Below are 24719 nucleotides of genomic sequence, written 5' to 3'. Positions count from 1 at the left end.
TCACATTTGGATAAAACTAAGCTTGCAAAGATATTTGTCTTTCACTCACCAATGCGGGCAGAATTTGTTCCCCAAAAACTTCAATAAATCGTTGCTGTTCTTTGTTGACATTGTGCAGGTAAATTTCCTCAAAACCTAGTTCTACGTCTTGTTGCAACCATTCGATATGTCTTTGGGATACAGATGAAATCCGCACATATTCATACATATCCTCTGGCTTGACAAATTTTGCCACCGCATCAAATTGCTGAGGATTATGGAGTTCTGTTAATACTGGGCTGCTAAAAATGTTTGTGCGCCATTGTTCGTAAGCACCTCTTAAAGCCGTTTCTTCATCTTCAGCGTAGGAAAGTTGTACTTTCAGGTACATCGGCTTATTTTTGCCGCCGCCTCTACGGAAAGCATCTACTACTTGTTTTAATTTCTCGTAAGGATGAGAAATGGTAATTAGTCCGTCTGCCCATCCCCCTAGCCACTCGGCGGTTTCTGGTGTAATCGCTGCCCCAATAATTAGAGGTGGAACTTCTGGACGTGTGTAAAGTTTTGCTTCTTGTACTTTTACTAAACCATGATAAGTTAAAGTTTCCCCTGTCCAAAGGGTGCGAATGATCTCAGCGCATTCCTTGAGGCGGACATTACGTTCAACTTTTCCAGGCCAGCGATCGCCTGTGATATTTTCATTCAAGGCTTGACCACTTCCCAAGGCTAACCAAAACCGATGGGGAAACATCTCCCCCAAAGTAGCTGCTGCTTGAGCAATAATAGCGGGATGATAACGTTGTCCAGGGGCGCAAACTACCCCAAAGTTAAGGGGTACTGCTTGCATAGCTGCACCTAGCCAAGACCAAGCAAAACCGCTTTCTCCTTGGCGCACACTCCACGGATGAAAGTGATCTGAGCAAGATACACGCTCAAAACCTGCATGGTAGGCAGTTTGTGCAAATTGCAATAGCTGACTCGGCTTAAATTGTTCATGGGAAGCATGATAACCAAACTTTGCCATAACTCTCCTCCTCTGGGATTGCGATCTGAGTCGTAGTTCAAGAGAGTAAAATCTTGAGAATCTTCTGGGGCGTGTTACACCTTCTGCGTTAGCGAAGCTCCTCCCTTTGGGAGGCTCGCCCAACAAGTACATCCAATTGATTGACTCATGCAATACTCCTTAGCTCAACTTTTCTACGTTATGAATGACCGAAGTACGTAATATTTTTGATAATCTACAGGGATTTTCTACAAAGCGATCGGCGGCATCAATCACCAAATCAGCAAGATAAATCCAGTAGAAAATCTCCTACAAATCCGTCAGGCTATCTCAATAGTCGATATAATAAGTGATATACAAAAGACCAAACGTGTACAGCAACTTCTCTTAGGTGGGAAAATTCAATCAACCGCAACCTTTCTGTCTAGAGGAATGTATTAAGATGATTTTTCCCTGATTTCAGTGTATCTGCATCCCTAATTAGAGATAAATTTTCGTTGCTGACCACATTACACTAATGGAATAAACCAATTTTTCGGTAATTAGTTGGGTTATCCAGTAGTAGTTCTGAAAAAAAGAATTTACTGCTAACTTTGCTACAGGGCGAACGATGGGACTCGAACCCACGAGTGGTGGAACCACAATCCACTGCCTTAACCACTTGGCTACGCTCGCCATTCACATTCCTGATTATAGCACTATTTTTTGGAATTGATCTAGAAATGAGCCAAAATTTTTTTTAGAGGAACGGACTTGATTAATTCCGTGTCTGGAGACTCTAATGAATATCTAGGGAAATTAAGCTAGGAAATATGAAATTCTGGAATATTTTGGTATATGCAGGCGCAATGGGATTAACAGCTGTGTTGGGGGTAGGGATGGCAAACACAAATCCTCAGCAACCTGAATATGAAGAGTATGCTGTGCAGCGATTGACATCATATCTAAAAAAAGATGTGTGTAATCAAACATCGAAGCTGATAGAACGGTTAATCAATACCAACTGTGACAAACTCATAGACTCTGCTAACCCCCAAATTCGCCAAATCCTCTCAGCGACTACTGAAAGACAAGATTTAATTTTTTTTAGTGTCTACCGGACAGAATTAAAAGTGAGTAACTGGATACCGTCTTACAGATTTGAAACCGTAGGCGTATTTAATAACTTTTATACTTACACCGCAGAACAACAATAGGGCATGGAGAATTGGGAATCATTAAGGATAAGTGCTAGAAAAACCTCTGGTGATGAAACTCTGTGCCAATACTAGCTGTTTATATGCCCAAAACCCGGATCATGCTCAGGTTTGTCTCAAATGCAGTGAAAAATTATTGCTCAATCAGCGTTATCACTTACTGCGTCTGATTGGTCATGGTGGCTTTGGGATAACATTCTTAGCAGTAGATGAGCATCTACCCTCTAAACCCAGGTGTGTGATCAAACAATTTAGCTTTCCCGTCCAATATGGTAGAAGCTACCATCAAGCCGTGAGATTGTTTCGTCAGGAAGCAGTACGTTTAAATGAGTTGCAACATCCCCAAATACCAAAACTGCTGGGATTTTTTGAACAGGAACATCGACTGTATTTAGTGGAAGAATGGATTTCAGGTCAGACACTCCAGGAGGAATTGCAACAAAATGGAGTCTTTAACGCCCAAAACATTGAGCAACTGCTGAAACAGTTACTACCAGTGTTGCAATTTATCCATGACAAGCAAATCATTCACCGAGACATCAAGCCAGCCAATATCATCCGCAGTTCCTCCACAGGCGATTTAGTTTTAATTGACTTTGGCGTTGCTAAACAAATCACCGCTACCGCTTTACTACACACAGGTACTACTATCGGTAGTCCAGAATATATGGCTCCTGAACAAACACGGGGAAAAGCACTACCAGCGAGTGACTTGTACAGTTTAGGTGTTACCTGTATTCATTTGTTAACTGAGATTTCCCCGTTTGATTTGTTCGATGTGACTAGCGATCGCTGGGTTTGGCGTGATTATCTATTACCAGGGAATACTATCAGCCCACAACTTGGCGATATCCTCGACAAACTCCTGCAAAATCCTATTTCTCAACGCTACAAATCGGCGACGGAAGTTTTACAAGCCCTCAATTCCTGTCCCCCAACGCTTCAACAACAACCAGTTAATACCCTATATTCTCAGGCAGGAGTTGACTACCATCAACTGCGCGATTTCCTCGCCGCTAAAAAATGGCAATTAGCAGATCAAGAAACCTGGGCGGTGATGTGTCAGGCTGTCTCTAAACCTGTTGGTAGTTATCTATTTATGAGTGATATTGCTCAGTTACCTTGTGAGGATTTACGGATAATTGATCAGTTGTGGCTGAAGTACAGTCAAGGGCGTTTCGGTTTTACTGTGCAGAAGCAAATCTACGAAAGTGTTGACTGTGATTATGTCAGGTTTTGTGCTGCTGTTGGTTGGAAATTATATAATTCTCATACTCCTCCCAATTGGCAGTTTTCTTTTTATCGCTCATCTCCTCAAGGACATTTGCCTTCGCGGGTGTGGGCTGGTGGTACTCAGTGGTGGCGACATATCAATGCTGTGATTGCAAGGTTGGGGAGTTGTTAAGAGGTGGAATTTTAAACGCAGAGGTACGCAAAGGTAAGCGCAAAGGTACGCGGAGAGTTTCTCAATCATCTGTAAGATAGTAGAGCGTCAACGAGAATTTCTTGTTTTTGAATTTTGAATTTTGAATTTTGAATTGATATGTCATCAGCCTACTTACTTGTATCTCATGGAAGTCGTGATCCTCGTCCAGAAATTGCTATGCAGCAATTAGCTGTTATGGTGGCTAAGAAGTTACAAGTACCAGAGAAACTGGTAGGTACTGCATGTTTAGAAGTGAGTTCGATTCCTTTACATGAGCAAATTCAACGGTTCGCTGAAGGTGCTGTGTTGTTGGGATGCGATCGCCTGAAAATTATGCCGATCTTTCTGCTAGCAGGTGTCCATGTGATGGCTGATATTCCTTCTGAGGTAGCACTGGCAAGTCAGGCTGTTGGTGAGGGTATGACAATTGAGTTACAACCATTTTTGGGAAGTCACCCCGGTTTACAGATATTTTTCCAAGAGCAAATAGCTAGCATTCAGGCAGAAGCAGGTATTTTGTTGTCTCATGGTAGCCGTCGCCCTGGTTCGCAACATTCAGTAGCATCTATGGCGGCGAATTTGGGATTGGTAACTGCTTATTGGTCTGTTTCTCCTACTCTAGAATCACGAGTACAGGAGTTAATTAGTTTTGGCAACCAGAAAATTGCAATTTTTCCATACTTTCTATTCTCTGGTGGCATAACTGATGCGATCGCCCATGCCGTTGACGAGTTAAAATTACAATTTCCTGGGGTGAGTTTTTCTTTGGCTCCACCTCTAGGTGCCAGTGAGGAGTTAGCTAATTTAATTGGGGATTTAATTCACAGATGAACCGCACAGACAATGCAGCAGCAAAATGTTTAGGTAAAGTTTATTTGGTCGGTGCGGGGCCAGGTGATCCAGGTTTAATGACTCTTAAAGGTAAGAGTGTTTTGGAATGTGCTGATGTGGTTATCTATGATGCTTTGGTAAGTCCGGCAATTTTAGCGATGATTAATCCTCAAGCTGAACAAATCAATGCTGGTAAGCGTCGCGGTAGACATTCGCTTTTACAAGACGAAACTACCCAATTACTCATAGAAAAAGCCCAAGATCATGCCATTGTAGTTAGACTTAAGGGTGGCGATCCCTTTATTTTTGGTCGCGGTGGCGAAGAAATGGCTGATTTGGTCGCCGCAGGTGTCCCTGTGGAAGTTGTGCCAGGTATTACTTCGGGGATTGCTGCCCCAGCCTATGCAGGTATCCCTTTAACTCATAGGCTTTATAGTTCGTCTGTGACTTTTGTCACTGGACATGAGGCGGCAGGTAAGTATAAGCCGAAGGTGGATTGGCAAGCGATCGCCCACGGTTCAGAAACGATTGTGATTTACATGGGGATTCACAATCTGTCTTACATTGTGGAAGAGTTAACGCAAGCTGGGTTGAGTTTAGAAACACCCATTGCTTTAGTGCGTTGGGGTACTCGTCCCGAACAGGAAGAGTTAATTGGTGAGTTGGGAACTATTGTGGAATTAGTGGAGAAAACTGGATTTGAAGCCCCAGCGATCGCAGTTATTGGTTCAGTCGTAAATATGCACAGTCTTTTATCTGGCTGTCGTCCTGTTTGACCATCATCACAAACCTTGGCAAAAGTCAACCTCTGATTTTGAGCAATCAGGTGCTGAAAAGTTTATCGGAGGACAAAATGGGATTTTATTCACAAAAAATCCTTCCTTATCTTTTAGATTGGTCGTTATCTAACCCCAATCTAGCAAAATACCGTCAAGAAATTTTAGCACAAGTCAAAGGAGAAGTTTTAGAAATTGGTTTTGGTACAGGTGTTAACCTTTCCTACTACCCTAAAGAACTTCAAAAACTCATCACAGTTGATATTAATCCGGGAGTAGCTAAATTAGCTGAAAAACGGATTCAAGCTTCATCTATTATTGTAGACTATCGAGTTTTAAATGGTGAAAGTCTCCCAATGAAAGATAATACATTTGATAGTGTGGTGAGTACCTTCACATTATGTAGTATTGCCCAGGTAGCAGCCGCCTTGAAAGAAATTTATCGGGTACTAAAACCAGGAGGCAAATTCTTTTTTATTGAACATGGATTAAGCAAAGACTCTCAAATTCAAGCTTGGCAAAATCGCTTAACACCCATACAAAAAGTCATAGGTGATGGCTGTCATTTAAATCGCAATATTAGACAATTAGTTGAGCAACAGTTTGATCATGTCATCATAGAAGAAATGTACGCTGACAGCTTGCCGAAGATTGTAGGTTATTTATATAAAGGTGTGGCGACAAAAGCAACCTAGTCACCTACCATGATTATGCAATGCTTTACTCTTGGCTAACTCAGTCTACAACTTCATCTTGACTTTGAACTGTGGGAGTGTCAAAGATTGAATAACACTGAGTAAATCATCCAGATTTAAGGGTGTAGTAAAGTAAGCGTCCGCGCCTTGCTTTCTAGCCCATATCCGGTGCATTTCTTGACGTTTTTCACTGCAAACCACAATTGAGATATTGTGATTAAGCAGGTGATTTTTTAGGAAGCGACACACCTCAAAACCACTTCTTCCTGGCATAACCACATCAGTAATAATTGTATCTGGTTTCACCTCTAAAGCTATCTCTAGAGCCTCTTGTGCAGTGTTAGCCTTAATAATTTCATATCCCTGATTTTCTAGATAACTGCTGATTAAGTCTAATTCGCTCAGACCATTTTTAATAATCAGAATTGTCCCCACCCAAGTAATACTCAATTCTGAATCTCCAGGGTAAATTGTTAATGTTTAATTCAGGGCTGACTCACCTAGCGTATCAGTAGGATACGTCAGATAGCAAACAACCATTTATTGATAGCATGTAATCAGTCTGACGCACCCTAAAAGACATATTTCATTTGACAATTGCGTAAGTTCCATAATTGTTAATTCTGAAATGTGATTACACAATATGTTGAAAAATTAATTTAAGTAAATCTCCTTGAGTAAAAGGTTTAATTAAATGACCTGATGCTCTGACTATCTTAGCCCTAGCTCTATCAATTAGCCCAGCTTTTGCTGTTACCATAATTATGGGTGTATTTTTAAAATATGTATGTTTACGCAACAGAGAACATAATTCATAGCCGTCTAAATCAGGCAGATCAACATCTAATAAAATGATGTCTGGTTTGGTTCGCAAAATTTCCATTAAAGCTTTGCAGGAATCTGTGACTCCAATTACAGAAAATATTTGCTCATCTAAAAAACTTCTGATAGTATTTAATACTTTTGGGTTGTCATCAATACAAAAGATTTTATAAACTTTTCTATCAGCAGATGTGGCTGACATTTGCTGATAGCTATAATTCCCAGTGCTAGATCGAGGTGGGTAGCGTTTAGTATCTATCTTTGGTAATCTTGGTTCGGTTCTTGGTTTACTCTGGGTATAATGGATTGGTCTGCTATTAACTATTGACTGGGTGTGTTCTTTGTATGGTGATGTTTCTGGAACACCTGTTTCTGTTTTAAAACCATAGTCAACATTTCCACGTTGTTGGCACTGTTCCACCAATAATCGCAAATTCAAATAACAAAACTTAGGCAAATCATCTAAAAAGCTTTCGGGAATAAACTCATAGCTGCCTTCTTCTAAAACTAGAAATGTCTGTAAAACTTCTAAAGCTAACTGTTCTATCAAGATGGCTGCTTGTGAAGCACTAAGATATTTTTGATTAACTAACCAACAAATAGCTAGATAATCTGGGTTGGGAATAGATTGATTTTCCATTCCCGTCTCAAATATTGCCCGTAGTTGGTCGTTAATTTCTCTGGGTATGGTATTAATTTCTTGACTAAAACTCTGCAAATGTCGATAAAGCGGCTCAAACATTCTTTCTGAATAGCAAGCATAAATTAGCCTACCTTCCTCTACATACATTGACCAAGCACCCGATGTACTAAACACTTGCAAACATCCAGTTACAGTCTTGCCAGTGATTTTCTTTAACAGTGTTACTGGTTGTATTTTCTGGAAAAATCTGTATCGACTAATAGGCAGTGTTTTCATGGGTGAAACTCAGTGTTCAATTTTATATATCAACGGCTGACAAAAATGTGGTATATTTTTATGGCTAAATTGCACAATCAAATTTGATTCAGTACATTAATTTTTGCTGGTGACTTGACCCTAAGTAATCAAAATAAATAGCTGAGAATTTACAGTTAAATACATATCATCATCACGCTAAACAGGAGACAATGCCACTGATAACCAGGAGAAATTTTTCCATAAATCAGCTTAATTTTTTGTATATTTCATTAATCTATCTAATCTCACAGTACAGCAATTAGTTGAATTAGATATATTGGCTCAAACCCATCAGTAGCAAATTTTACAAACATTTTATGATTACTCAACTCAAATTTACCTGAATATCAGGTTTTCATCGCTTGAGATGTACAATATATGTATGAATTATTACTCTTAACAATTAAGTATTTTAAATTTAATTTAGGCGAGAGTGTTGATTAGATATTTGTGATGATCAATATTCAGGCTGAAAAATTTTTGGTGATAAATTCCAGGATTTAAAGCAGTTTAAATCTGATAAAACTGATGATTTCGGCAAAATTTAAAATTTATAGTCGTTATTTACTCACGCTCAATGGTTAACGAATTCTGTTTACAAGTTGAAGAAAATAGTACACGCCTAGACCGTTACTTGGCTCAAGAGTTACCAGACTTATCCCGTTCTCGGATTCAGCAGTTAATTGAACAGGGTCAAGTTCAACTGAATGGCCAAGTCTGTACCTCTAAAAAAATCAATCTCAAAGCCGGCGATCGCATCACCCTAGCAATTCCCGCAGTTCAACCCCTGGAACTCAAGGCAGAAAATATACCTTTAGACATACTCTATGAGGATGAGCAATTACTCATTCTCAATAAGCCCGCAGGTTTAGTAGTTCATCCCGCACCGGGTCATGCTGATGGCACACTGGTAAATGCTTTGTTGGCACATTGTCCGCATCTCCCAGGTATTGGCGGTGTGCAGCGTCCAGGGATTGTGCATCGTCTGGATAAAGATACAACTGGCGCGATCGCGATCGCTAAAACAGACATCGCCTACCAACATCTACAAGCCCAACTCCAAGCCAAAACCGCCCGTCGGGAATATCTCGGCGTGGTTTACGGTGCGCCCAAAACTGACAGTGGAACGATAGATTTACCTATCGGTCGTCATCCCCAAGACCGCAAAAAAATGGCTATCGTCCCTGTAGAACAAGGTGGAAGAACAGCTGTTACCCATTGGCGTATCCAAGAACGATTAGGAAATTACACACTCATCCATTTTCAACTGGAAACCGGACGTACCCATCAAATTCGTGTGCATAGCGCGAAAATCGGTCATCCGATTGTTGGCGACCCCGTTTATAGTTCTGGGCGTTCAGTCGGTGTGAATTTGACTGGTCAAGCATTACACGCTTGGCGATTGCGGTTACAGCATCCTGTTTCCCAAGAGTTGATTGAAGTCACAGCTTCCCCACCTCAAAGCTTCACTACTTTGCTAGAGGTGTTGCGCCGTAGAGTCGCAATTTCTTAGCAAAACTTAAACTTTCGCGCCTTTTTTCCCCAGTTTTCCCGCAACAATCTGCCAATTTGGCAATGTGAAGAAAAATCAAGTACATATTTGTTTATAAAAAAGGCGATCGCTCAAGTTGCATCATAATTCTGTAAAAGACTGCCTGTTATAGCTTTCCGTAAATATAAAAAAAATATTAAAACTATAATTTATCTTTATGAAACGCAAAATCATGAAGTAACGTTACGAAAAACAACCAAATTTCTCAGGTAAATCCCTTGTATGTAAAGGATTTGAGGTGGTTCTTATTGGTGTAACTTATTTATTCATAATTTGTAACAAAATAAGCATCTATAGCATTGTATAAACATAAGCTGGAGGGGTTAGTTAACAGACGAAAGTTAAACAAGGCAATCAATTCATAAAGTTTGCCAGCTTCTCATAAAGTCAACCCACTTTCTCATTTTTCTCGTTCACTCAGGAGCCAAGAAAATTGAGATGACCAAGAGAAGAAGTTTGATCCCTAGTCTGTGGTTAACCGTTACCGATAAAACATAGCCAGTTTAATTTAGACATCTCTCAAACAAAAAATTAGGAGATTAAAGTCCATGACATTAGACGTATTTACCAAGGTGGTTTCTCAAGCTGACTCCAGAGGCGAGTTCCTGAGCAACGAGCAACTAGATGCTTTGGCAAACGTTGTGAAAGAAGGCAACAAGCGTTTAGATGTTGTTAACCGCATCACCAGCAACGCTTCTTCCATCGTTACCAACGCTGCTCGTGCATTGTTTGAAGAGCAACCCCAATTAATCGCTCCTGGTGGTAACGCTTATACAAACCGTCGCATGGCTGCTTGTCTGCGCGACATGGAAATCATCTTGCGTTACGTCACCTACGCTATTTTAGCTGGCGATGCTAGCGTTTTAGATGACCGTTGCTTGAACGGCTTGCGCGAAACCTACATAGCATTAGGTACTCCTGGTTCTTCCGTAGCTGTTGGCGTTCAAAAAATGAAAGATGCTGCTGTTGCGATCGCTAACGATCCCAACGGTATCACCAAAGGTGATTGCAGTGCATTAATGTCTGAAGTAGCTAGCTACTTTGATCGTGCAGCTGCTGCTGTTGCTTAATAGCAATAAAACAGCCCAGCATCCAAACCTACATGGTTAGGTAACAAGGCCAAAAATTACGAAAATACCAAGGAGAATAGTACATCATGGTTAAAACCCCTATCACCGAAGCTATTGCAGCTGCTGATACCCAAGGCCGTTTCTTAGGCAACACCGAATTACAATCTGCTCGTGGTCGTTATGAGCGTGCTGCCGCTAGCTTAGAAGCTGCTCGTGGTTTAACCTCTAATGCTCAACGCTTAATCGACGGTGCAACCCAAGCTGTTTACCAAAAATTCCCTTACACCACCCAAACCCCTGGCCCTCAGTTCGCTGCTGACAGCCGTGGTAAATCCAAGTGCGCTCGTGACGTTGGTCACTACCTGCGGATCATCACCTACAGCTTGGTAGCTGGTGGTACTGGCCCCTTGGATGAATACCTAATTGCTGGTTTGGCTGAAATCAACAGCACCTTCGACTTGTCTCCTAGCTGGTATGTTGAAGCTTTGAAATACATCAAAGCTAATCATGGCTTGGGCGGTCAAGCTGCTAACGAAGCTAACACCTACATTGACTACGCTATCAACGCTCTCAGCTAGATAGCCTCATGCCCGGAAAGGGGTACAAGTGCTGGATGTAGTAGTCACCTAGCAGTTGAATCTCGTTCCGGGCATCGTTTTATGTAGGCAAAAATAAAAGCTTTATTCAGCCAGCAACAAAAGGGGAAATTCAAATGGCGATTACAGCAGCAGCATCAAGGCTGGGAACCGAGCCTTTTAGCGACGCACCAAAAATAGAACTGCGCCCCAAAGCTAGCAGAGAAGAAGTAGAATTAGTGATTCGTGCTGTATATCGGCACGTTTTGGGCAATGACTACATACTGGCATCAGAACGCCTGGTAAGTGCAGAATCTCTGTTGAGAGATGGGAATCTGACAGTGCGGGAATTTGTACGTAGCGTTGCCAAATCAGAACTCTACAAACAGAAATTTTTCTACAACAACTTCCAAACTCGGCTAATTGAACTCAACTATAAACATTTGTTGGGTCGCGCTCCCTACGATGAGTCAGAAGTTATTTACCATCTAGACCTGTATCAAAGTAAAGGTTACGACGCTGAAATTGACTCCTATATTGATTCTTGGGAGTATCAGAATAATTTTGGCGATAACATCGTACCTTACTATCGTGGGTTTGAAACTCAGACTGGTCAGAAAATCTCTGGATTCAACCGGATGTTCCGCTTGTATCGTGGTTATGCTAACAGCGATCGCGCCCAAGTAGAAGGTAGTAAGTCTCGGTTAGCGCGAGAGTTGGCAAGTAACGGTGCCTCTACAATTATTGGCCCATCTGGAACTAATGATAATTGGGGTTTCCGGGCTTCAGCAGATGTTGCTCCTAAGAAGAACTTAGGGAATGCAGTAGGCGAAGGGGATCGCGTTTACCGCATTGAAGTCACCGGAATTCGTAACCCTGGCTACCCAAGTGTGCGCCGGAGTAGCACGGTATTTATAGTACCTTACGAGCGGTTATCTGACAAGATACAGCAAATTCACAAGCAAGGTGGCAAAATCGTCAGCGTCACCTCAGCGTAAGGCGCAGTAAAAAACAAAACCAACAGGAGATAGAGAATGTTCGGTCAAACCACTCTTGGGACTGGTAGCGTTTCTTCATCTGCTAGTCGAGTATTTCGTTACGAAGTCGTAGGCTTGCGTCAGAGCGCAGAAACCGACAAAAATAAATACAACATTCGTCGTAGTGGTAGTGTATTCCTTACCGTACCCTACAGCCGGATGAACGAAGAATACCAACGGATTACCCGCTTGGGTGGCAAAATCGTCAAGATTGAGCCATTGACAGCCGCAGAAGCAGAGTAGCACCCTGGCAATGATCGAACCGAGTGCGGAAGAGTTTTCTACCGAGAACGGGCCACAGTTAACGCCAGAAGTAGCAATAGCTAACCTGCAATCATCAGATTTAAGTCTCCGCTATTATGCTGCGTGGTGGTTGGGGAAGTATCGCGTTAAGGAAACAGCTGCTGTAGATGGGCTGATTGCGGCCTTAGAGGATGAAGCCGACAGAACCGAACTAGGTGGATATCCTCTCAGACGTAACGCCGCCAGAGCTTTGGGAAAATTAGGCGATCGCAAAGCTGTACCAGGTTTAATAAAATGCTTGGAATGCTCCGACTTTTATGTTCGGGAAGCCGCCGCCCAATCCCTAGAAATGCTACGAGATGCCACAGCAGCCACAGCACTGATGCGATTACTAGATGGGGGTGTAGCCCAGGCCGTGCAAGTACCAGGCCGCCCACATCTCACCCAACCCTACGAAGCAGTCTTAGAGGCTTTGGGGGCTATTGGTGTGACTGAAGCGATTCCCCTGATTGAGCCATTTCTAGAGCATCCATTCCCACGGGTACAATGTGCCGCAGCTAGAGCCATGTACCAACTCACACAGCAACCAAGATATGGAGAGCTATTGGTGAAAGTGTTAGAAGGTAACGACCTCAACCTGCGCCGTGTGGCGTTAGGTGACTTGGGTGCAATTGGATATTTGGCCGCAGCAGAGGCGATCGCCAACGCCAAAGCCGAAAATAGCTTTAAACTCATAGCCCTCAAAGGCTTGCTAGAGCATCAACTGCCACAACAGTCAGATACCCTCTCAATATCTGATGATGCCATCCGCGTCATGAACCTCATGGATTCATTGTTGTAGTCAACCATCCATAGTCAATAGTCCATAGTCAAAAATCATTGACTGTTGACTGTTGACTATTGACTATTGTACAGACACGATTGCTCGCGTCTCTACTGACTATTGACTAATAACTAATGACTAATGACTAATGAACTAATTCATGCCGTTGCTGTGGCAGATACACCGGCAAAACTGGTGACAGCAGTACAGAACTTGGCAACAGCCAAAGATGTCGCTGCAATTCCTACCTTAATAGCCGTCTTTGGCTATAACAACCCAACCGCAGCAGCGATCGCATCTGCCGCCCTGGTAGAGTTGGGAGAAGTGGCAGTCCCAGAGTTGCTTACCCAAATAGATGATTACAACTATGGCGCACGGGCTTATTCGATCCGCACCTTAGCAGCGATCGCAGATCCCCGTGCTTTAGATGTATTAATCTCCGTAGCAGCTACCGATTTTGCCCCCAGTGTACGCCGTGCTGCCGCCCAAGGCTTAGGACGCTTACATTGGCACAAACTAGATCAACCTGCCAGCCAAACAGCACAGCAACAAGCTTTAGAAACCTTGCTGTTTGTCTCCCAAGATCCAGAATGGTCGATTCGCTATGCTGCCATAGTTGGTTTACAAGGTTTAGCAAAAATACCTGATTTACAACAACCAATCCAAACTAGACTCAAAGAAATACTAGCCACAGACACCGAAAAAGCAGTCTGTGCGCGTGTGTTATTAGCTTTGAGTCAATAGATAAAAGGGAACAAAAAACCGACAAAAAAATTCTTAATTTTGAATTTTGAATTTTGAATTTTGAATTTTGAATTGATTTGTCCCCAGTCCCTTCCAATCCCATAAAAAAAGGTCAAAGTAAAAATGTCAATACCACTTTTGGAATACTCACCAACTACACAAAACCAACGGGTAGAGGGTTATGAAGTTCCTAACGAAGATACCCCAGTAATTTATCGCCTGTCTGCTGCTATCGACGATGCCGATATTGATGGCATTATTTGGGCAGCATATCGGCAAATTTTCAGCGAACATTTAATTATTAAAAGCAACCGCCAAACCTTCCTCGAATCACAATTACGGCACCGGGCAATTAGCGTCCGTGATTTTATCCGGGGCTTAGGTAAGTCAGAAGTTTATCGCACCCAAGTAGCAAATACCAACTCTAACTACCGCTTAGTTGACATTACCTTAAAGCGGTTTTTAGGACGCGCAGCTTATAACAAAGACGAAGAAATTGCTTGGTCAATTGTCATTGCTACCAAAGGATTGCACGGCTTCATTGATGCCCTATTGGATAGCGATGAGTACATCCAAAACTTTGGCGATGATATTGTTCCCTATCAACGCCGTAGGTATCAAGATAGACCATTTAACCTAGTAAATCCCCGATATAACGCTTACTGGCGCGATCGCCAAACCCTGATTTACCTCGGTGGACGTTCCTTCTACAACGCCCGCACCACAGGCACATTAACCAAAGAAGACATTCGTCGCGCCATCCCCGCCAACTTCATGGCACTAGCAGGGAAAATGATCACACCGGAACGGAACTATCAGCGCACCATTGCCTCCGTTACCTCCCAAATCAAAGATATGGAAATTCCCGACACCAGTCGGGAAGTCACCACCCCCGAAGTCACAGTTAAACCCGTAGCTGTCGCCCTGCCCTATCGTTATCTACCCGGCATCAAGACCACTTAGTACAGGTGTAGGGGAGACAAGGAAGACAAGGGAGACAAGGGAGAATTTATTCTTAATACCCAGTCCCCAGTCCCCAATACCCAGTCCCCAGTCCCCAATACCCAGTCCCCAAATCAACAATTGATAACAAAACTAAATTATGGCCATTCCTTTACTTACATACAAACCGAGTTCTCAAAATCAGCGTGTTCCTGGGTACGAAGTTCCTAACGAAGATACCCCCAAAATTTACCGCATAGAAGACTGTGCGGATGATGGCGACATTCAAGACTTAATCTGGGCAGCCTATCGCCAAACTTTCAGCGAACACGTCATCCTGAAATTCTACCGCCAGAGTAATTTAGAATCCCAACTCAAGAACAAAGCCATCAGTGTCCGCGACTTCATCCGAGGTATAGCCAAATCAGAGGCATTCAAGAGTTTAGTCATTAAAAGTAACTCGAACTACCGCCTTGTAGAATTGGCACTGAAACGCCTTTTGGGTCGCGCACCTTATAATAAGGATGAAGAAATTGCTTGGTCAATCAAAATAGCCACCTTGGGCTGGGATGGTTTTGTTGATGCTCTATTAGATTCAGAGGAGTATCAAAGCAACTTTGGCGAGAACATCGTCCCCTACCAACGGCGACGCTATAAAGATAGACCCTTCAATCTAGTCACACCACGCTACAGCGACTATTGGCGCGACAAACTAGAAGAAGAACGTTACAAACCAGGTGCGGTCAAGAATTTCTTGGAATTAGCTCAATCACTAAATATTAAGACTGTTTCCTACACACCAGTCAGCACAGCTAACATCGAAATTCCTGACACAACACGCAGCTCTACACCCGAAGGAATCCCATACTCTGTAAATCCTAGTGCCAATTTCCCTGTGCGGTAAATTTTCCAATTTATCTACAAACGGAGACCTCCATAATGGCATTACCATTACTGGCATACAAACCCACAACTCAAAATCAAAGAGTTCAAAGCTTTGGAACGGCAGATGTCAATGATGATACTCCTTACATTTACCGTTTAGAAAATGCCAATTCTGTAAGCGAAGTTGAAGCAATGATTTGGGCAGCTTATCGCCAAATCTTCAACGAGCAAGAGGTTCTCAAATTTAATCGCCAAATTGGTTTAGAAACCCAACTTAAAAATCGGTCAATCACCGTTAAAGATTTTATTCGGGGTTTGGCTAAATCAGAGCGATTTTATGAGCTAGTTGTAGCACCCAATAACAACTATCGATTAGTAGAAATTTGCTTCAAGCGTTTATTGGGACGCGCTCCCTACAACCAAGAAGAAAAAATTGCTTGGTCGATTGTCATTGGGACTAAAGGTTGGGGTGGATTTATCGACGCTCTCATCGATAGCACAGAGTACGACCAGAACTTTGGTGATTTCACCGTACCCTATCAGCGTAAACGCATGACCACAGACAGACCATTCAGCTTTACAACGCGCTATGGTGCTGATTATCGCGATCGCGCTGGTATCGTCAGAAAGGGATTGTATAGCACCGAATGGTATTCTACTCTTAACTACCGATTTGATAAAGGAGCAGTAAAAGCTGTATTAGTGGTAATAACCATATCCATCGCCTTACTGCTCATACTAAATTGGTTTGGAATTAACTCTGGCTATTAACCTTATGCGGGAAAATAAGTAAAGCATAAGTCAAGTATGAATGAGGATTTTGAGTCATCAAACCTCTTTCACTTGCCAGAGCTAACTGTTTAATTTGTTAATAAGGGGAAGACTCTGCATGGCACTGCCATTACTTTCATACAAACCAACCACTCAAAACCACAGAGTAGCCAGCTTTGGTGTAGCTGACCAAAACGAAGATACACCATACATCTATCGCGTTGAAGATGTCAGCTCATACACTGATATGCAAAATATCATTTGGGCTGCTTACCGCCAAGTGTTCAGCGAGCATGAGATTCTGAAGTTCAACCGCCAAAAAACTCTAGAATCTCAACTGTCTTATGGCGCAATCTCTGTAAAAGACTTCATTCGCGGTCTAGCTAAGTCTGAAGCCTTCTATCGTTTAGTGGTTTCTGTTAACAACAACTACCGTCTAGTTGACATTACCCTCAAACGTCTGTTAGGTCGTTCCTCTTACAACAAAGACGAGCAAATTGCTTGGTCAATTGTCATTGCTACTAAAGGTTTTGGTGGCTTTGTAGATGCACTCATCGACAGCGAAGAGTACGCCCAAAACTTTGGCGACAATACAGTACCTTACCAACGCAAGCGTTTAGAAGGTCGTCCCCACAACTTGGTAACTCCTCGCTACGGCGAAGACTTCCAAGAAAAAGCCGGTACAGTGGAAACCGACTGGCGTTTTACCTTGGAGAAATTCTACACCCGCAAATTCCAGGAGAAAAGACTGGCAGAAGGAGATCCACGCAAATACGCTGATATGGCAGCCGCCATTGATGCTAGTGGCAACTATGCTCAAAAACTGTCTGCATTTGATATCGATTACCTCAATGCAGTACCATACCGTGGCAAACGCTAAGATTTAATATCTGATTGCCGAAAATTTTATACTGGGTCTAGTTTTTGCGTTGATGTGACGAAAAGTTAGCAGTTTTTCTGTTAGCTAGCTGTGACATTGAGTGGAAGCTAGACCCAGTTGTTTATGGCGTTTGATGTTGAGTACGTTGTCCGCCACCAGTTTTAGAATACTCCCGTGACAGCACAGCTTAATCAATACTAATTGTTTTGCAGGTCGTTAGCACTTCTCTTAGCTGTGTCTGTGTACACAGAACCCCATTGTTTGACAGCTTCACCAGATTCTTTAGCAATTCTTTTAGCTCTTTCCCCAGGAGCATCTTCTGTTTGACGAGCTTCCTTGTTCCATTCTCCTGTAGTTTTGGGTCTATCAGCATCATCCTGTTGTACAACTTTGTCCAGTCTTCTGGTAACAGAGTCGCTGCTACGTCCAGATTCAATCTTAGAATCTAAGCTTGTTGCTAGCACTAAAAAACCAACTAAGGTCATAGCCAGAAAACGCTTAAATTCCAACTTTTGAGATATAGATTTAATAGTATTGATTGCTTTGGTAAATAAATTTGCCATTTTTTTACTCCCTTAATTCAATGTGAATAACTGGAAAATTAGCAGAACTTTATTGGTTAGCCAATAATTTTAATTAGCAATAATTCGGTCAAAGCAGATTAGTTTTATCAGCAAGCTACCTGCTAACAGCACAGTTCAATATTAAAAATAATAGGCTAGTTATTCATCTAACAAAAGTTATAAAATATTTATGGAATCAGGCAGTTTTTTAATATTACTTCATCAGTATAAACAATATCTTGTAAAGAATTAATTTATACATATATGATTTTTGTCACATAAACAGCAACATGACTCAGCGCACACATAACTAGGCGCGGCTGTTTTCTGCGTTGATAATTTCTTTTAACGGAGAGGTTGCACTAACTGCGGGTATCCTGATAATTTGTGACAAATTAAATGATTTTTTAAGAATCAGAAACTAATTTTTGACTTTTAAATTTCTTATACATGGTGACAAAAAAAATCACGAGCCACAATAGTAAGCACAGGCTTTATATAGCAAGTCTGATGTTTACTCAGGAGTTCTCTATCTGTGGTATTAAAAATACAAACCAGCACCTACGAAGCGAAAACTCAAGAAATTGCTAAACAACTTTTAGCAGCAACTAAAGAAAATCGCTCATTTTTAGCTTCCTTGCGTGACCAGATGCGTTGGGATGATAAATTACTAGCTTGGGCGATGAGTAACCCCGGTTTACGGGTGCAATTATTTCGGTTTATCGATACTTTGCCAGCACTGCGGAGTAAATCAGAAATTGCTGCCCATCTGCAAGAATATTTAGGTGATGAATCTGTTGAACTTCCAGCCGCTTTGAAGGGTATGCTCAACTTCGCTAACCCTGATTCTATGCCGGGACAAGTGGCTGCAACTACTGTCTCTACAGCAGTTGAGACTTTAGCTTATAAATATATTTCTGGGGAAAATATTCAACAAGTCATCAAAACAGTTGAACGGTTAAGAAAAGAAAAAATGGCTTTCACCATTGACTTACTTGGTGAGGCGGTAATTACAGAAACAGAGGCGCAATCTTATCTAGAAAGATATCAAGAATTAATCTCACAATTAACAGCAGCATCTAAAAATTGGGCAAAGATTCCGGCTATTGATGAAGCAGATGGTGAAACGCTACCAAAAGTCCAGGTTTCTGTGAAATTAACGGCGTTTTATTCCCAATTTGACCCATTAGATGCTAAAGGTAGTGAGGAAAAAGTCAGTGATCGCATTCGGATTCTTTTACGTCATGCTCAAGAGTTAGGTGCAGCTATCCATTTTGATATGGAACAGTATGCTTATAAAGACTTGACTCTGAATATTTTGCAAAAAATCTTATTAGAAGATGAGTTCCGTCAACGTACAGATATTGGCATCACTATCCAAGCTTATCTTCGTGATAGTGAACAAGATGCCAAAAATGTGATTGCTTGGTTAAAACAGCGTGGCTATCCTTTAACTGTTCGTTTGGTAAAAGGTGCATATTGGGATCAGGAAACTATCAAAGCAGCGCAAAAACACTGGCCACAACCTGTTTTTAATGATAAAGCGGCGACAGATGCCAATTTTGAGGCGATAACTCAGTTATTGCTGGAAAATCATCAGTATGTTTATTCTGCTATTGGTAGTCATAATGTGCGATCGCAAGCACGGGCAATTGCTATAGCTGAAAGTCTTAATGTCCCCCGTCGGCGGTTTGAAATGCAGGTGCTTTATGGTATGGGGGATAAGTTGGCTAAGGCTTTAGTAGATAGGGGTTATCGGGTAAGGGTTTATTGTCCCTATGGTGAATTATTGCCGGGGATGGCTTACCTGATTCGCAGATTGTTGGAAAATACGGCTAATAGTTCTTTCTTGCGGCAAAATTTGGAGAATAAGCCGATTGAGGAGCTTCTTGCACCACCAAAGATGGATTTGGCTCACGCAGAGGAGGACACTTGCGTGGGCGGCTCTGCCGACTTGAGCAAAGTGTCCGTCGCGCAGAGGCAAGCCAGTGCGTTGGGCGGCTCTGCCGACTTGAAGCAACTGGCGTGCAGAGAGAAACAAGAAGGGTTTTTGGGTGTGGCGGATACGGATTATGCTTTGGAGGAGGAAAGGAAGGAGGTGGCGCGGGCTTTTGCGGCTGTGCGTCGGGAATTTGGTAGGAGTTATTTACCTTTGATTAATGGGGAGTATGTTAATACTGCTGAGGTGATTGATTCTGTTAATCCTTCTAATTTTAGTGAGGTGCTTGGGAAGGTTGGGTTAATTAGTGTGGAACAGGCGGAACAGGCGATGCTGGCGGCTAAGGCGGCTTTCCCTGGTTGGAAGAAAACTCCTGTACAGGAACGGGCGGGAATTTTGCGGAAGGCGGCTGATTTGATGGAACAGCGTCGTGCGGAACTTTCGGCTTGGATTGTTTTGGAGGTGGGTAAACCAGTTCGGGAAGCAGACGCGGAGGTGTCGGAGGCGATAGATTTCTGTCGCTACTACGCCGATGAGATGGAACGACTGGAGCAAGGTATAAATTATGATGTTGCCGGTGAAACGAATCGTTATATTTATCAACCACGGGGAATTGCTGTGGTCATTTCGCCTTGGAATTTTCCCTTGGCGATCGCTTGCGGTATGACTGTGGCTGCTTTAGTTTCAGGCAATTGTACCTTGCTCAAACCTGCGGAAACTTCTTCTGTCATTACTGCCAAACTGACAGAGATTTTAGTAGAGGCTGGCATCCCTAAAGGTGTATTTCAATACGTTCCTGGTAGGGGTTCGCAAGTCGGTGCTTATTTGGTAAGTCATCCCGATACCCATCTGATTGCTTTTACTGGTTCTCAAGAAGTCGGTTGTCGCATTTATGCGGAAGCTGCTACCCTCAAACCTCGACAAAAGCATCTCAAGCGGGTAATCGCGGAAATGGGCGGCAAGAATGCCATCATTGTTGATGAAAGTGCTGATTTAGACCAAGCTGTGGTAGGTGTGGTACAGTCAGCCTTTGGTTACAGTGGACAAAAATGTTCTGCTTGTTCGCGGGTAGTAGTGGTAGAAGCAATTTATGATGCCTTTGTGCGTCGGTTGGTGGAAGCTACCAAGTCCCTGAACATTGGTGAAGCCGAGTTACCAAGTACCCAAGTCGGCCCCGTGATTGATGCTAATGCCCGCGATCGCATCCGCGAGTATATTCACAAGGGTAAAGCAGAATCACAAGTAGCGTTAGAATTACCCGCACCTGAACAGGGTTATTTTATCGGGCCAGTAATTTTTAGTGAAGTTCCACCCAATGGGATAATTGCCCAGCAAGAGATTTTTGGCCCTGTCTTAGCAGTCATTAAAGTCAAAGATTTTGACACAGCTTTAGCAGTTGCTAACGATACCAACTACGCCTTGACGGGTGGACTGTATTCCCGCACACCTTCCCACATTCAAAAAGCACAGCAAGAGTTTGAAGTCGGGAATTTGTATATTAACCGTACCATTACAGGAGCGATCGTTGCTCGGCAACCCTTCGGAGGCTTCAAACTTTCCGGTGTAGGTTCCAAAGCCGGAGGCCCTGATTATCTCCTACAATTCCTAGAACCGCGCACAATCACCGAAAACATTCAACGCCAAGGTTTTGCACCCATAGAAGGCGCAGATTGACTTAAATAAAAATAGGTGGGGTAATGCCTACCTATTTTCACCAACACCAAAGTATCTTGACACTCGCCGCATTAAAACCAGGGGATTTACGCATCACGTTTCATCAACGCACCTTAGAAGGTATTTAAAAAGTGATGATAGGAGATATTTGATTACAAACGCCTTCTCCCTATTCCTGTAATAACACCATTTCCAAACTGAAAACATTCATGTATAAAATTTTAAGATAGGCATGACTTCGCAGCTTTGTGCGGTCGAGGTTTTTCTGATTTTAAGATTGAGATATCAAAAAATTTGATATAAATAAATGTTTGATGATTTACCTGTTGATGTAACCAGTAAAAGTAGCCTATCGGGTGACTCTTCACAATTAACAGCAGAAGGGATGCTACTTCAGCTTGCTGATGGAACTACGGTTGCTTGTAACTCCAGTGCTGAACGCATTTTAGGATATACTGCCTCACAAATACAACAATGGAGTAATACCGATTTCCCTTGGCAAATGATTCATGAAGATGGATCTTCTGTTTCTTATCAGACGCACCCAGCAATAGTTGCATTACAAACAGGTAAACCATGCTTAAACGTAGTTATGGGATTTTATCAGCCTAGTGGTAAGTTGGTGTGGTTACGGCTTAATTCCCAGCCTTTGTTTCAAGCTAATCGAAGTTCTCCCTACGCTGTTGTCACTAGCTTTTATGATATTACTCAGCAGAAACTTCAGCAATCTGGGAAGCATTCTCTTGTTGAAGTAACATCTGAAAACTTACTGCAACATCAAGCGTTGTTAAATACAGCCAGGGAAGCATTACGACACAGTGAAGAGTTGTTTCGCCTAGCTATTAATCATATCCCTGATGTGTTTGTCATTTATGATGCTCAACGGCGTTTTCAATTCGTGAATCAAGCTGGACTTACTTTGAGTGGAAAACAGCCACAAGATTTACTAGGACGCACAGATGATCAGGTTTTCCCACCGGAAGTTACCGCCTCTTACTTGCCTATTCTACAGCGTGCAATAGAAACTAAAACTGAGCAAACTGGTGAATGTACCATTACTTTACCCGATACGGAACCTTACACCATTGTTGTTCAGTATGTCCCAATGTTAAATATACAGGGTGAAATTCAGCAGATTTTGGGCATTACTTATGATATTACCGAGCGCAAACAGAAAGAGTTAAAATTACAGCAAAATGCGCTTTACGATTCTTTAACAGGTTTACCAAACCGAGTTTTGCTTACAGAGAACATCAAATATTCGCTACAACAAGCTCAACAAAAAAATGATTATTTATTTGCTGTACTCTTTCTAGATATAGATGGGTTTAAAGAGATTAATGACAGCCTGGGACACTTACAAGGTGATCAACTTCTCGTTGCTATTGCTAGTAGGTTATCTAATTGTATACGCTCAGTAGATATAGCAGCAAGACTGGGAGGAGACGAATTCGTCATCCTGCTTGTGGGAATTAAGAATCTCTCAGATGCCATCCAGATTGCTGAACGAATTCAACAAGAATTGGCTCATCCCTGTAAGCTGGATGGACAAGAAGTATTTATCAGTGCAAGTATTGGTATTGCTTTAAGTTCGACACTAGACTATGACCTACCAGAAGATTTACTTAGGGATGCTGATATGGCAATGTACCGAGCTAAAACACAGGGTAAGGCGCGTTATGAGCTATTTACAACAGATTTGGAATAAATGAGGTACAAATTTTAGGAACAAAGCCTGATGCTAAGAGACTTTCAAACTTGTTCCCTAATCTTTCCTGTTCCCTGTTCCCTGTTCCCTGCTGTAACTTTTAACCCTAGTGTGCCACCAGCCTAATGTTGACACTGGGGACAAAAATGACTGGATCTTCCCGCTAACTTAATCCTCTGAATCACCTCACCACAAACCCGACAGGGTTCTCCAGCACGATTGTAAACCCAGGCAACACCACCATAGTTACCATTGACACCCTGAACATTGAGGAAATTACTAAAAGTTGTGCCACCAGCCGCAATACTGTTTTCTAAAACTTGAATAATCGCAGTTCTTAAAGGCTCTATTTGCTCTAACTGCAAATCTGTACACAGAGTTTCAGGTAAGATTCCACTCTTAAACAAAGCTTCATCAGCATAAATGTTACCTAATCCCGCTACAACTGATTGATCTAATAGTGCAGTTTTAATAGGACGACGGCGATTATGCAGCTTATCGGCTAAATACTCCACAGTGAATTCAGGCGAGAAGGGATCAACAGCTAGTTTACCTAAACCAGTAATCACACTTTCTACAGGTACACTTGGCGGAACCCACCACATTTGTCCGAAAGTACGCTGATCAACAAATCGCAATTCCTGTTGATCCCCAAAGAAGATTCTTACCCGCGTGTGCTTGTGCAACGGTTCATCTGGCTTTAACCATAGTAGCTGACCAGTCATCCGCAGATGCACCCCCAGCCAACCGCCGGAGGGTGCAGGGGTGCTGGGGGGATTTTTTCCCAAGGAGTCTTGAATTTTGAATTCAGAAAGTTCTGCTAGGAGATACTTACCGCGACGTTGCCAGTTAATTATGGCTTTGCCTGCGATCGCATTCACAAACTCATCTACAGAAAAAGGGTAGGCGATGGTGCGATTAAGCAACACATCTCCACCCGTAATTTGCCAATTGAGGGTCAATTGATTTAGACCCCGACGGACTGTTTCTACTTCAGGCAGTTCAGGCATTTAAGCTGATTAGCAAGCGATTGTATTTACTTATAAGAATCAGAAATTGAATTGAAAATATAGATACCACCATCTACCAAGCTACAAAAAATCATCCGTAAATACCCGCAGGTTAGTGCTGACTTAGTAGGGTAGTCTGGTGTGAAGCCTGAAAAAATTATCATTTCCAGACTTCCGTATCCATATTTGACCCTTCACTTCATCATCCCATGAAATAAATCCCTGAAGTCTTGGCTAATTATTTTTTGGCTTTAGGCTTGGGTGCTTCTACCTCGATGAGTTCATCAAGAGCGAAGTTGTTGGTGTTAATGCCAGCGTAATTTACCTTATCAAAGCGGACAATTACGGGGTATTTGATGCCACTTTGGTCTACGGAAGCTACAGTTCCAACATCTTGGAACCAGTAGGATTCGGGGCGAAGAATACGTACTTTAGAACCACGTTGAACCATGATTATCTTCCCTTTTATTTATCAATCGCCATTATGAGGGCTAATTGATTTCACTCTACAACTTGAAGGTCGTTACTAGCGTCTTTGTTAAGTTATTTATCTGATTAGTCATCAGTCATTAGTCATTAGTCATTGGTCATTGGTCATTAGTTTTTCTCTCCCTGCCTCCCCTGCCTCCCCTGCC

Annotated in this window: 24 protein-coding genes and 1 tRNA gene; 18 read left to right on the top strand and 7 right to left on the bottom strand. The window is 42.3% G+C overall.

Translation table 11 applies throughout. The annotated features are described in order from the left end of the window. Positions 1 to 16: 16 nt before the first annotated feature. Together AACS98_RS20450 and AACS98_RS20445 are read right to left on the bottom strand one after the other, a co-directional pair. Entirely contained in the window at positions 17 to 1003 is a 987-nt protein-coding gene (locus AACS98_RS20450) for a TIGR03885 family FMN-dependent LLM class oxidoreductase (protein WP_066383345.1), read from the bottom strand. Between the two features lie 581 nt (positions 1004 to 1584). Then, positions 1585 to 1657, bottom strand: a tRNA-His gene (locus AACS98_RS20445). Positions 1658 to 1794: 137 nt separating this feature from the next. Between AACS98_RS20445 and AACS98_RS20440 the strand changes: the two genes are divergently transcribed. The 5 genes from AACS98_RS20440 (at position 1795) to AACS98_RS20420 (ending at position 5906) form a co-directional block, all read left to right on the top strand. Then, positions 1795 to 2178 carry a DUF4359 domain-containing protein gene (locus tag AACS98_RS20440; protein ID WP_066383343.1) on the top strand — a complete coding sequence of 128 codons (384 nt, stop codon included), beginning with the start codon at positions 1795 to 1797 and terminating at the stop codon, positions 2176 to 2178. A gap of 31 nt (positions 2179 to 2209) precedes the next feature. Further along, positions 2210 to 3583, top strand: a complete 1374-nt coding sequence (locus tag AACS98_RS20435; protein WP_339373730.1) for a serine/threonine-protein kinase — start codon at positions 2210 to 2212, stop codon at positions 3581 to 3583. A 138-nt stretch (positions 3584 to 3721) separates the two neighbouring features. Beyond that, a complete protein-coding gene (locus tag AACS98_RS20430; RefSeq protein ID WP_066383342.1) occupies positions 3722 to 4435 on the top strand; it encodes a sirohydrochlorin chelatase in 714 nt (237 codons plus the stop codon). Further along, positions 4432 to 5211 (top strand): uroporphyrinogen-III C-methyltransferase, encoded by a 780-nt coding sequence (gene cobA, locus AACS98_RS20425; protein ID WP_066383341.1) that lies wholly within the window; start codon positions 4432 to 4434, stop codon positions 5209 to 5211. The genes AACS98_RS20430 and cobA overlap by 4 nt, the downstream gene beginning before the upstream one ends. A gap of 77 nt (positions 5212 to 5288) precedes the next feature. Next, the gene (locus AACS98_RS20420; protein WP_066383573.1) at positions 5289 to 5906 is read left to right on the top strand and encodes a class I SAM-dependent methyltransferase; all 618 of its coding nucleotides are present in this window, start codon (positions 5289 to 5291) and stop codon (positions 5904 to 5906) included. A gap of 45 nt (positions 5907 to 5951) precedes the next feature. On the opposite strand, the gene AACS98_RS20415 is transcribed toward AACS98_RS20420, so the two are convergent. Continuing rightward, positions 5952 to 6356, bottom strand: a complete 405-nt coding sequence (locus AACS98_RS20415) for a response regulator transcription factor (RefSeq protein WP_066383339.1) — start codon at positions 6354 to 6356, stop codon at positions 5952 to 5954. A gap of 184 nt (positions 6357 to 6540) precedes the next feature. Then, positions 6541 to 7647: a response regulator gene (locus AACS98_RS20410; RefSeq protein ID WP_066383337.1), complete on the bottom strand. Its 1107-nt coding sequence runs from the start codon at positions 7645 to 7647 to the stop codon at positions 6541 to 6543. Between the two features lie 598 nt (positions 7648 to 8245). Between AACS98_RS20410 and AACS98_RS20405 the strand changes: the two genes are divergently transcribed. The 11 genes from AACS98_RS20405 to AACS98_RS20355 all read left to right on the top strand — a co-directional run bounded on the left by AACS98_RS20405 (position 8246) and on the right by AACS98_RS20355 (position 17190). Continuing rightward, positions 8246 to 9181 (top strand): RluA family pseudouridine synthase, encoded by a 936-nt coding sequence (locus AACS98_RS20405; protein ID WP_066383335.1) that lies wholly within the window; start codon positions 8246 to 8248, stop codon positions 9179 to 9181. Positions 9182 to 9768: 587 nt separating this feature from the next. Continuing rightward, positions 9769 to 10290: a phycocyanin subunit beta gene (locus AACS98_RS20400; protein WP_066383333.1), complete on the top strand. Its 522-nt coding sequence runs from the start codon at positions 9769 to 9771 to the stop codon at positions 10288 to 10290. Between the two features lie 86 nt (positions 10291 to 10376). Then, positions 10377 to 10868 carry a phycocyanin subunit alpha gene (gene cpcA / locus AACS98_RS20395; RefSeq protein WP_066383327.1) on the top strand — a complete coding sequence of 164 codons (492 nt, stop codon included), beginning with the start codon at positions 10377 to 10379 and terminating at the stop codon, positions 10866 to 10868. Between the two features lie 134 nt (positions 10869 to 11002). Further along, entirely contained in the window at positions 11003 to 11863 is an 861-nt protein-coding gene (locus tag AACS98_RS20390; protein ID WP_066383326.1) for a phycobilisome linker polypeptide, read from the top strand. A gap of 36 nt (positions 11864 to 11899) precedes the next feature. Then, positions 11900 to 12145 (top strand): phycobilisome linker polypeptide, encoded by a 246-nt coding sequence (locus AACS98_RS20385; protein ID WP_066383323.1) that lies wholly within the window; start codon positions 11900 to 11902, stop codon positions 12143 to 12145. A gap of 10 nt (positions 12146 to 12155) precedes the next feature. Beyond that, the gene (locus AACS98_RS20380; RefSeq protein WP_066383321.1) at positions 12156 to 12986 is read left to right on the top strand and encodes a HEAT repeat domain-containing protein; all 831 of its coding nucleotides are present in this window, start codon (positions 12156 to 12158) and stop codon (positions 12984 to 12986) included. A gap of 123 nt (positions 12987 to 13109) precedes the next feature. Continuing rightward, positions 13110 to 13712 (top strand): HEAT repeat domain-containing protein, encoded by a 603-nt coding sequence (locus AACS98_RS20375; RefSeq protein WP_066383318.1) that lies wholly within the window; start codon positions 13110 to 13112, stop codon positions 13710 to 13712. Between the two features lie 123 nt (positions 13713 to 13835). After that, entirely contained in the window at positions 13836 to 14675 is an 840-nt protein-coding gene (locus tag AACS98_RS20370) for a phycobilisome rod-core linker polypeptide (RefSeq protein ID WP_066383317.1), read from the top strand. 139 nt (positions 14676 to 14814) lie between these two features. Then, on the top strand, positions 14815 to 15558 hold the full coding sequence (locus tag AACS98_RS20365; protein WP_066383316.1) for a phycobilisome rod-core linker polypeptide: 744 nt from the start codon (positions 14815 to 14817) through the stop codon (positions 15556 to 15558). A 35-nt stretch (positions 15559 to 15593) separates the two neighbouring features. Continuing rightward, a complete protein-coding gene (locus AACS98_RS20360; RefSeq protein ID WP_066383315.1) occupies positions 15594 to 16310 on the top strand; it encodes a phycobilisome rod-core linker polypeptide in 717 nt (238 codons plus the stop codon). A gap of 118 nt (positions 16311 to 16428) precedes the next feature. Next, complete coding sequence (locus AACS98_RS20355; protein WP_066383313.1) at positions 16429 to 17190, top strand: phycobilisome rod-core linker polypeptide; 762 nt, start codon at positions 16429 to 16431, stop codon at positions 17188 to 17190. A 197-nt stretch (positions 17191 to 17387) separates the two neighbouring features. On the opposite strand, the gene AACS98_RS20350 is transcribed toward AACS98_RS20355, so the two are convergent. Then, on the bottom strand, positions 17388 to 17753 hold the full coding sequence (locus tag AACS98_RS20350; RefSeq protein ID WP_066383311.1) for a hypothetical protein: 366 nt from the start codon (positions 17751 to 17753) through the stop codon (positions 17388 to 17390). Between the two features lie 535 nt (positions 17754 to 18288). On the opposite strand from AACS98_RS20350, the gene pruA reads away from it, so the two are divergent. Together pruA and AACS98_RS20340 are read left to right on the top strand one after the other, a co-directional pair. Continuing rightward, entirely contained in the window at positions 18289 to 21366 is a 3078-nt protein-coding gene (gene pruA, locus AACS98_RS20345; protein WP_066383307.1) for an L-glutamate gamma-semialdehyde dehydrogenase, read from the top strand. A 307-nt stretch (positions 21367 to 21673) separates the two neighbouring features. Beyond that, entirely contained in the window at positions 21674 to 23074 is a 1401-nt protein-coding gene (locus AACS98_RS20340) for a diguanylate cyclase domain-containing protein (protein ID WP_066383302.1), read from the top strand. Between the two features lie 122 nt (positions 23075 to 23196). On the opposite strand, the gene AACS98_RS20335 is transcribed toward AACS98_RS20340, so the two are convergent. After that, complete coding sequence (locus AACS98_RS20335) at positions 23197 to 24084, bottom strand: DNA-formamidopyrimidine glycosylase (protein WP_066383300.1); 888 nt, start codon at positions 24082 to 24084, stop codon at positions 23197 to 23199. Between the two features lie 238 nt (positions 24085 to 24322). Then, positions 24323 to 24535, bottom strand: a complete 213-nt coding sequence (locus AACS98_RS20330) for a photosystem I reaction center subunit IV (protein ID WP_066383294.1) — start codon at positions 24533 to 24535, stop codon at positions 24323 to 24325. Between the last annotated feature and the right edge of the window lie 184 nt (positions 24536 to 24719).

Origin of the sequence: Anabaena sp. CA = ATCC 33047 (genome assembly GCF_963870205.1) — a bacterium.
Classification (GTDB): domain Bacteria; phylum Cyanobacteriota; class Cyanobacteriia; order Cyanobacteriales; family Nostocaceae; genus Trichormus.
This window is presented reverse-complemented; position numbering and strand designations above follow the sequence as displayed.

Bases quoted from the DNA above. Each gene is read 5' to 3' on its own strand.
- AACS98_RS20330 (WP_066383294.1), bottom strand. From the start codon at position 24,535: ATGGTTCAACGTGGTTCTAAAGTACGTATTCTTCGCCCCGAATCCTAC.
- AACS98_RS20350 (WP_066383311.1), bottom strand. From the start codon at position 17,753: ATGGCAAATTTATTTACCAAAGCAATCAATACTATTAAATCTATATCT.
- AACS98_RS20380 (WP_066383321.1), top strand. From the start codon at position 12,156: ATGATCGAACCGAGTGCGGAAGAGTTTTCTACCGAGAACGGGCCACAG.
- AACS98_RS20430 (WP_066383342.1), top strand. From the start codon at position 3,722: ATGTCATCAGCCTACTTACTTGTATCTCATGGAAGTCGTGATCCTCGT.
- AACS98_RS20385 (WP_066383323.1), top strand. From the start codon at position 11,900: ATGTTCGGTCAAACCACTCTTGGGACTGGTAGCGTTTCTTCATCTGCT.
- AACS98_RS20335 (WP_066383300.1), bottom strand. From the start codon at position 24,084: ATGCCTGAACTGCCTGAAGTAGAAACAGTCCGTCGGGGTCTAAATCAA.
- AACS98_RS20405 (WP_066383335.1), top strand. From the start codon at position 8,246: ATGGTTAACGAATTCTGTTTACAAGTTGAAGAAAATAGTACACGCCTA.
- AACS98_RS20375 (WP_066383318.1), top strand. From the start codon at position 13,110: ATGACTAATGAACTAATTCATGCCGTTGCTGTGGCAGATACACCGGCA.
- AACS98_RS20440 (WP_066383343.1), top strand. From the start codon at position 1,795: ATGAAATTCTGGAATATTTTGGTATATGCAGGCGCAATGGGATTAACA.
- AACS98_RS20450 (WP_066383345.1), bottom strand. From the start codon at position 1,003: ATGGCAAAGTTTGGTTATCATGCTTCCCATGAACAATTTAAGCCGAGT.
- cpcA (WP_066383327.1), top strand. From the start codon at position 10,377: ATGGTTAAAACCCCTATCACCGAAGCTATTGCAGCTGCTGATACCCAA.
- AACS98_RS20355 (WP_066383313.1), top strand. From the start codon at position 16,429: ATGGCACTGCCATTACTTTCATACAAACCAACCACTCAAAACCACAGA.
- AACS98_RS20390 (WP_066383326.1), top strand. From the start codon at position 11,003: ATGGCGATTACAGCAGCAGCATCAAGGCTGGGAACCGAGCCTTTTAGC.
- cobA (WP_066383341.1), top strand. From the start codon at position 4,432: ATGAACCGCACAGACAATGCAGCAGCAAAATGTTTAGGTAAAGTTTAT.
- AACS98_RS20410 (WP_066383337.1), bottom strand. From the start codon at position 7,647: ATGAAAACACTGCCTATTAGTCGATACAGATTTTTCCAGAAAATACAA.
- AACS98_RS20365 (WP_066383316.1), top strand. From the start codon at position 14,815: ATGGCCATTCCTTTACTTACATACAAACCGAGTTCTCAAAATCAGCGT.
- AACS98_RS20400 (WP_066383333.1), top strand. From the start codon at position 9,769: ATGACATTAGACGTATTTACCAAGGTGGTTTCTCAAGCTGACTCCAGA.
- AACS98_RS20360 (WP_066383315.1), top strand. From the start codon at position 15,594: ATGGCATTACCATTACTGGCATACAAACCCACAACTCAAAATCAAAGA.
- AACS98_RS20370 (WP_066383317.1), top strand. From the start codon at position 13,836: ATGTCAATACCACTTTTGGAATACTCACCAACTACACAAAACCAACGG.
- AACS98_RS20420 (WP_066383573.1), top strand. From the start codon at position 5,289: ATGGGATTTTATTCACAAAAAATCCTTCCTTATCTTTTAGATTGGTCG.
- AACS98_RS20340 (WP_066383302.1), top strand. From the start codon at position 21,674: ATGTTTGATGATTTACCTGTTGATGTAACCAGTAAAAGTAGCCTATCG.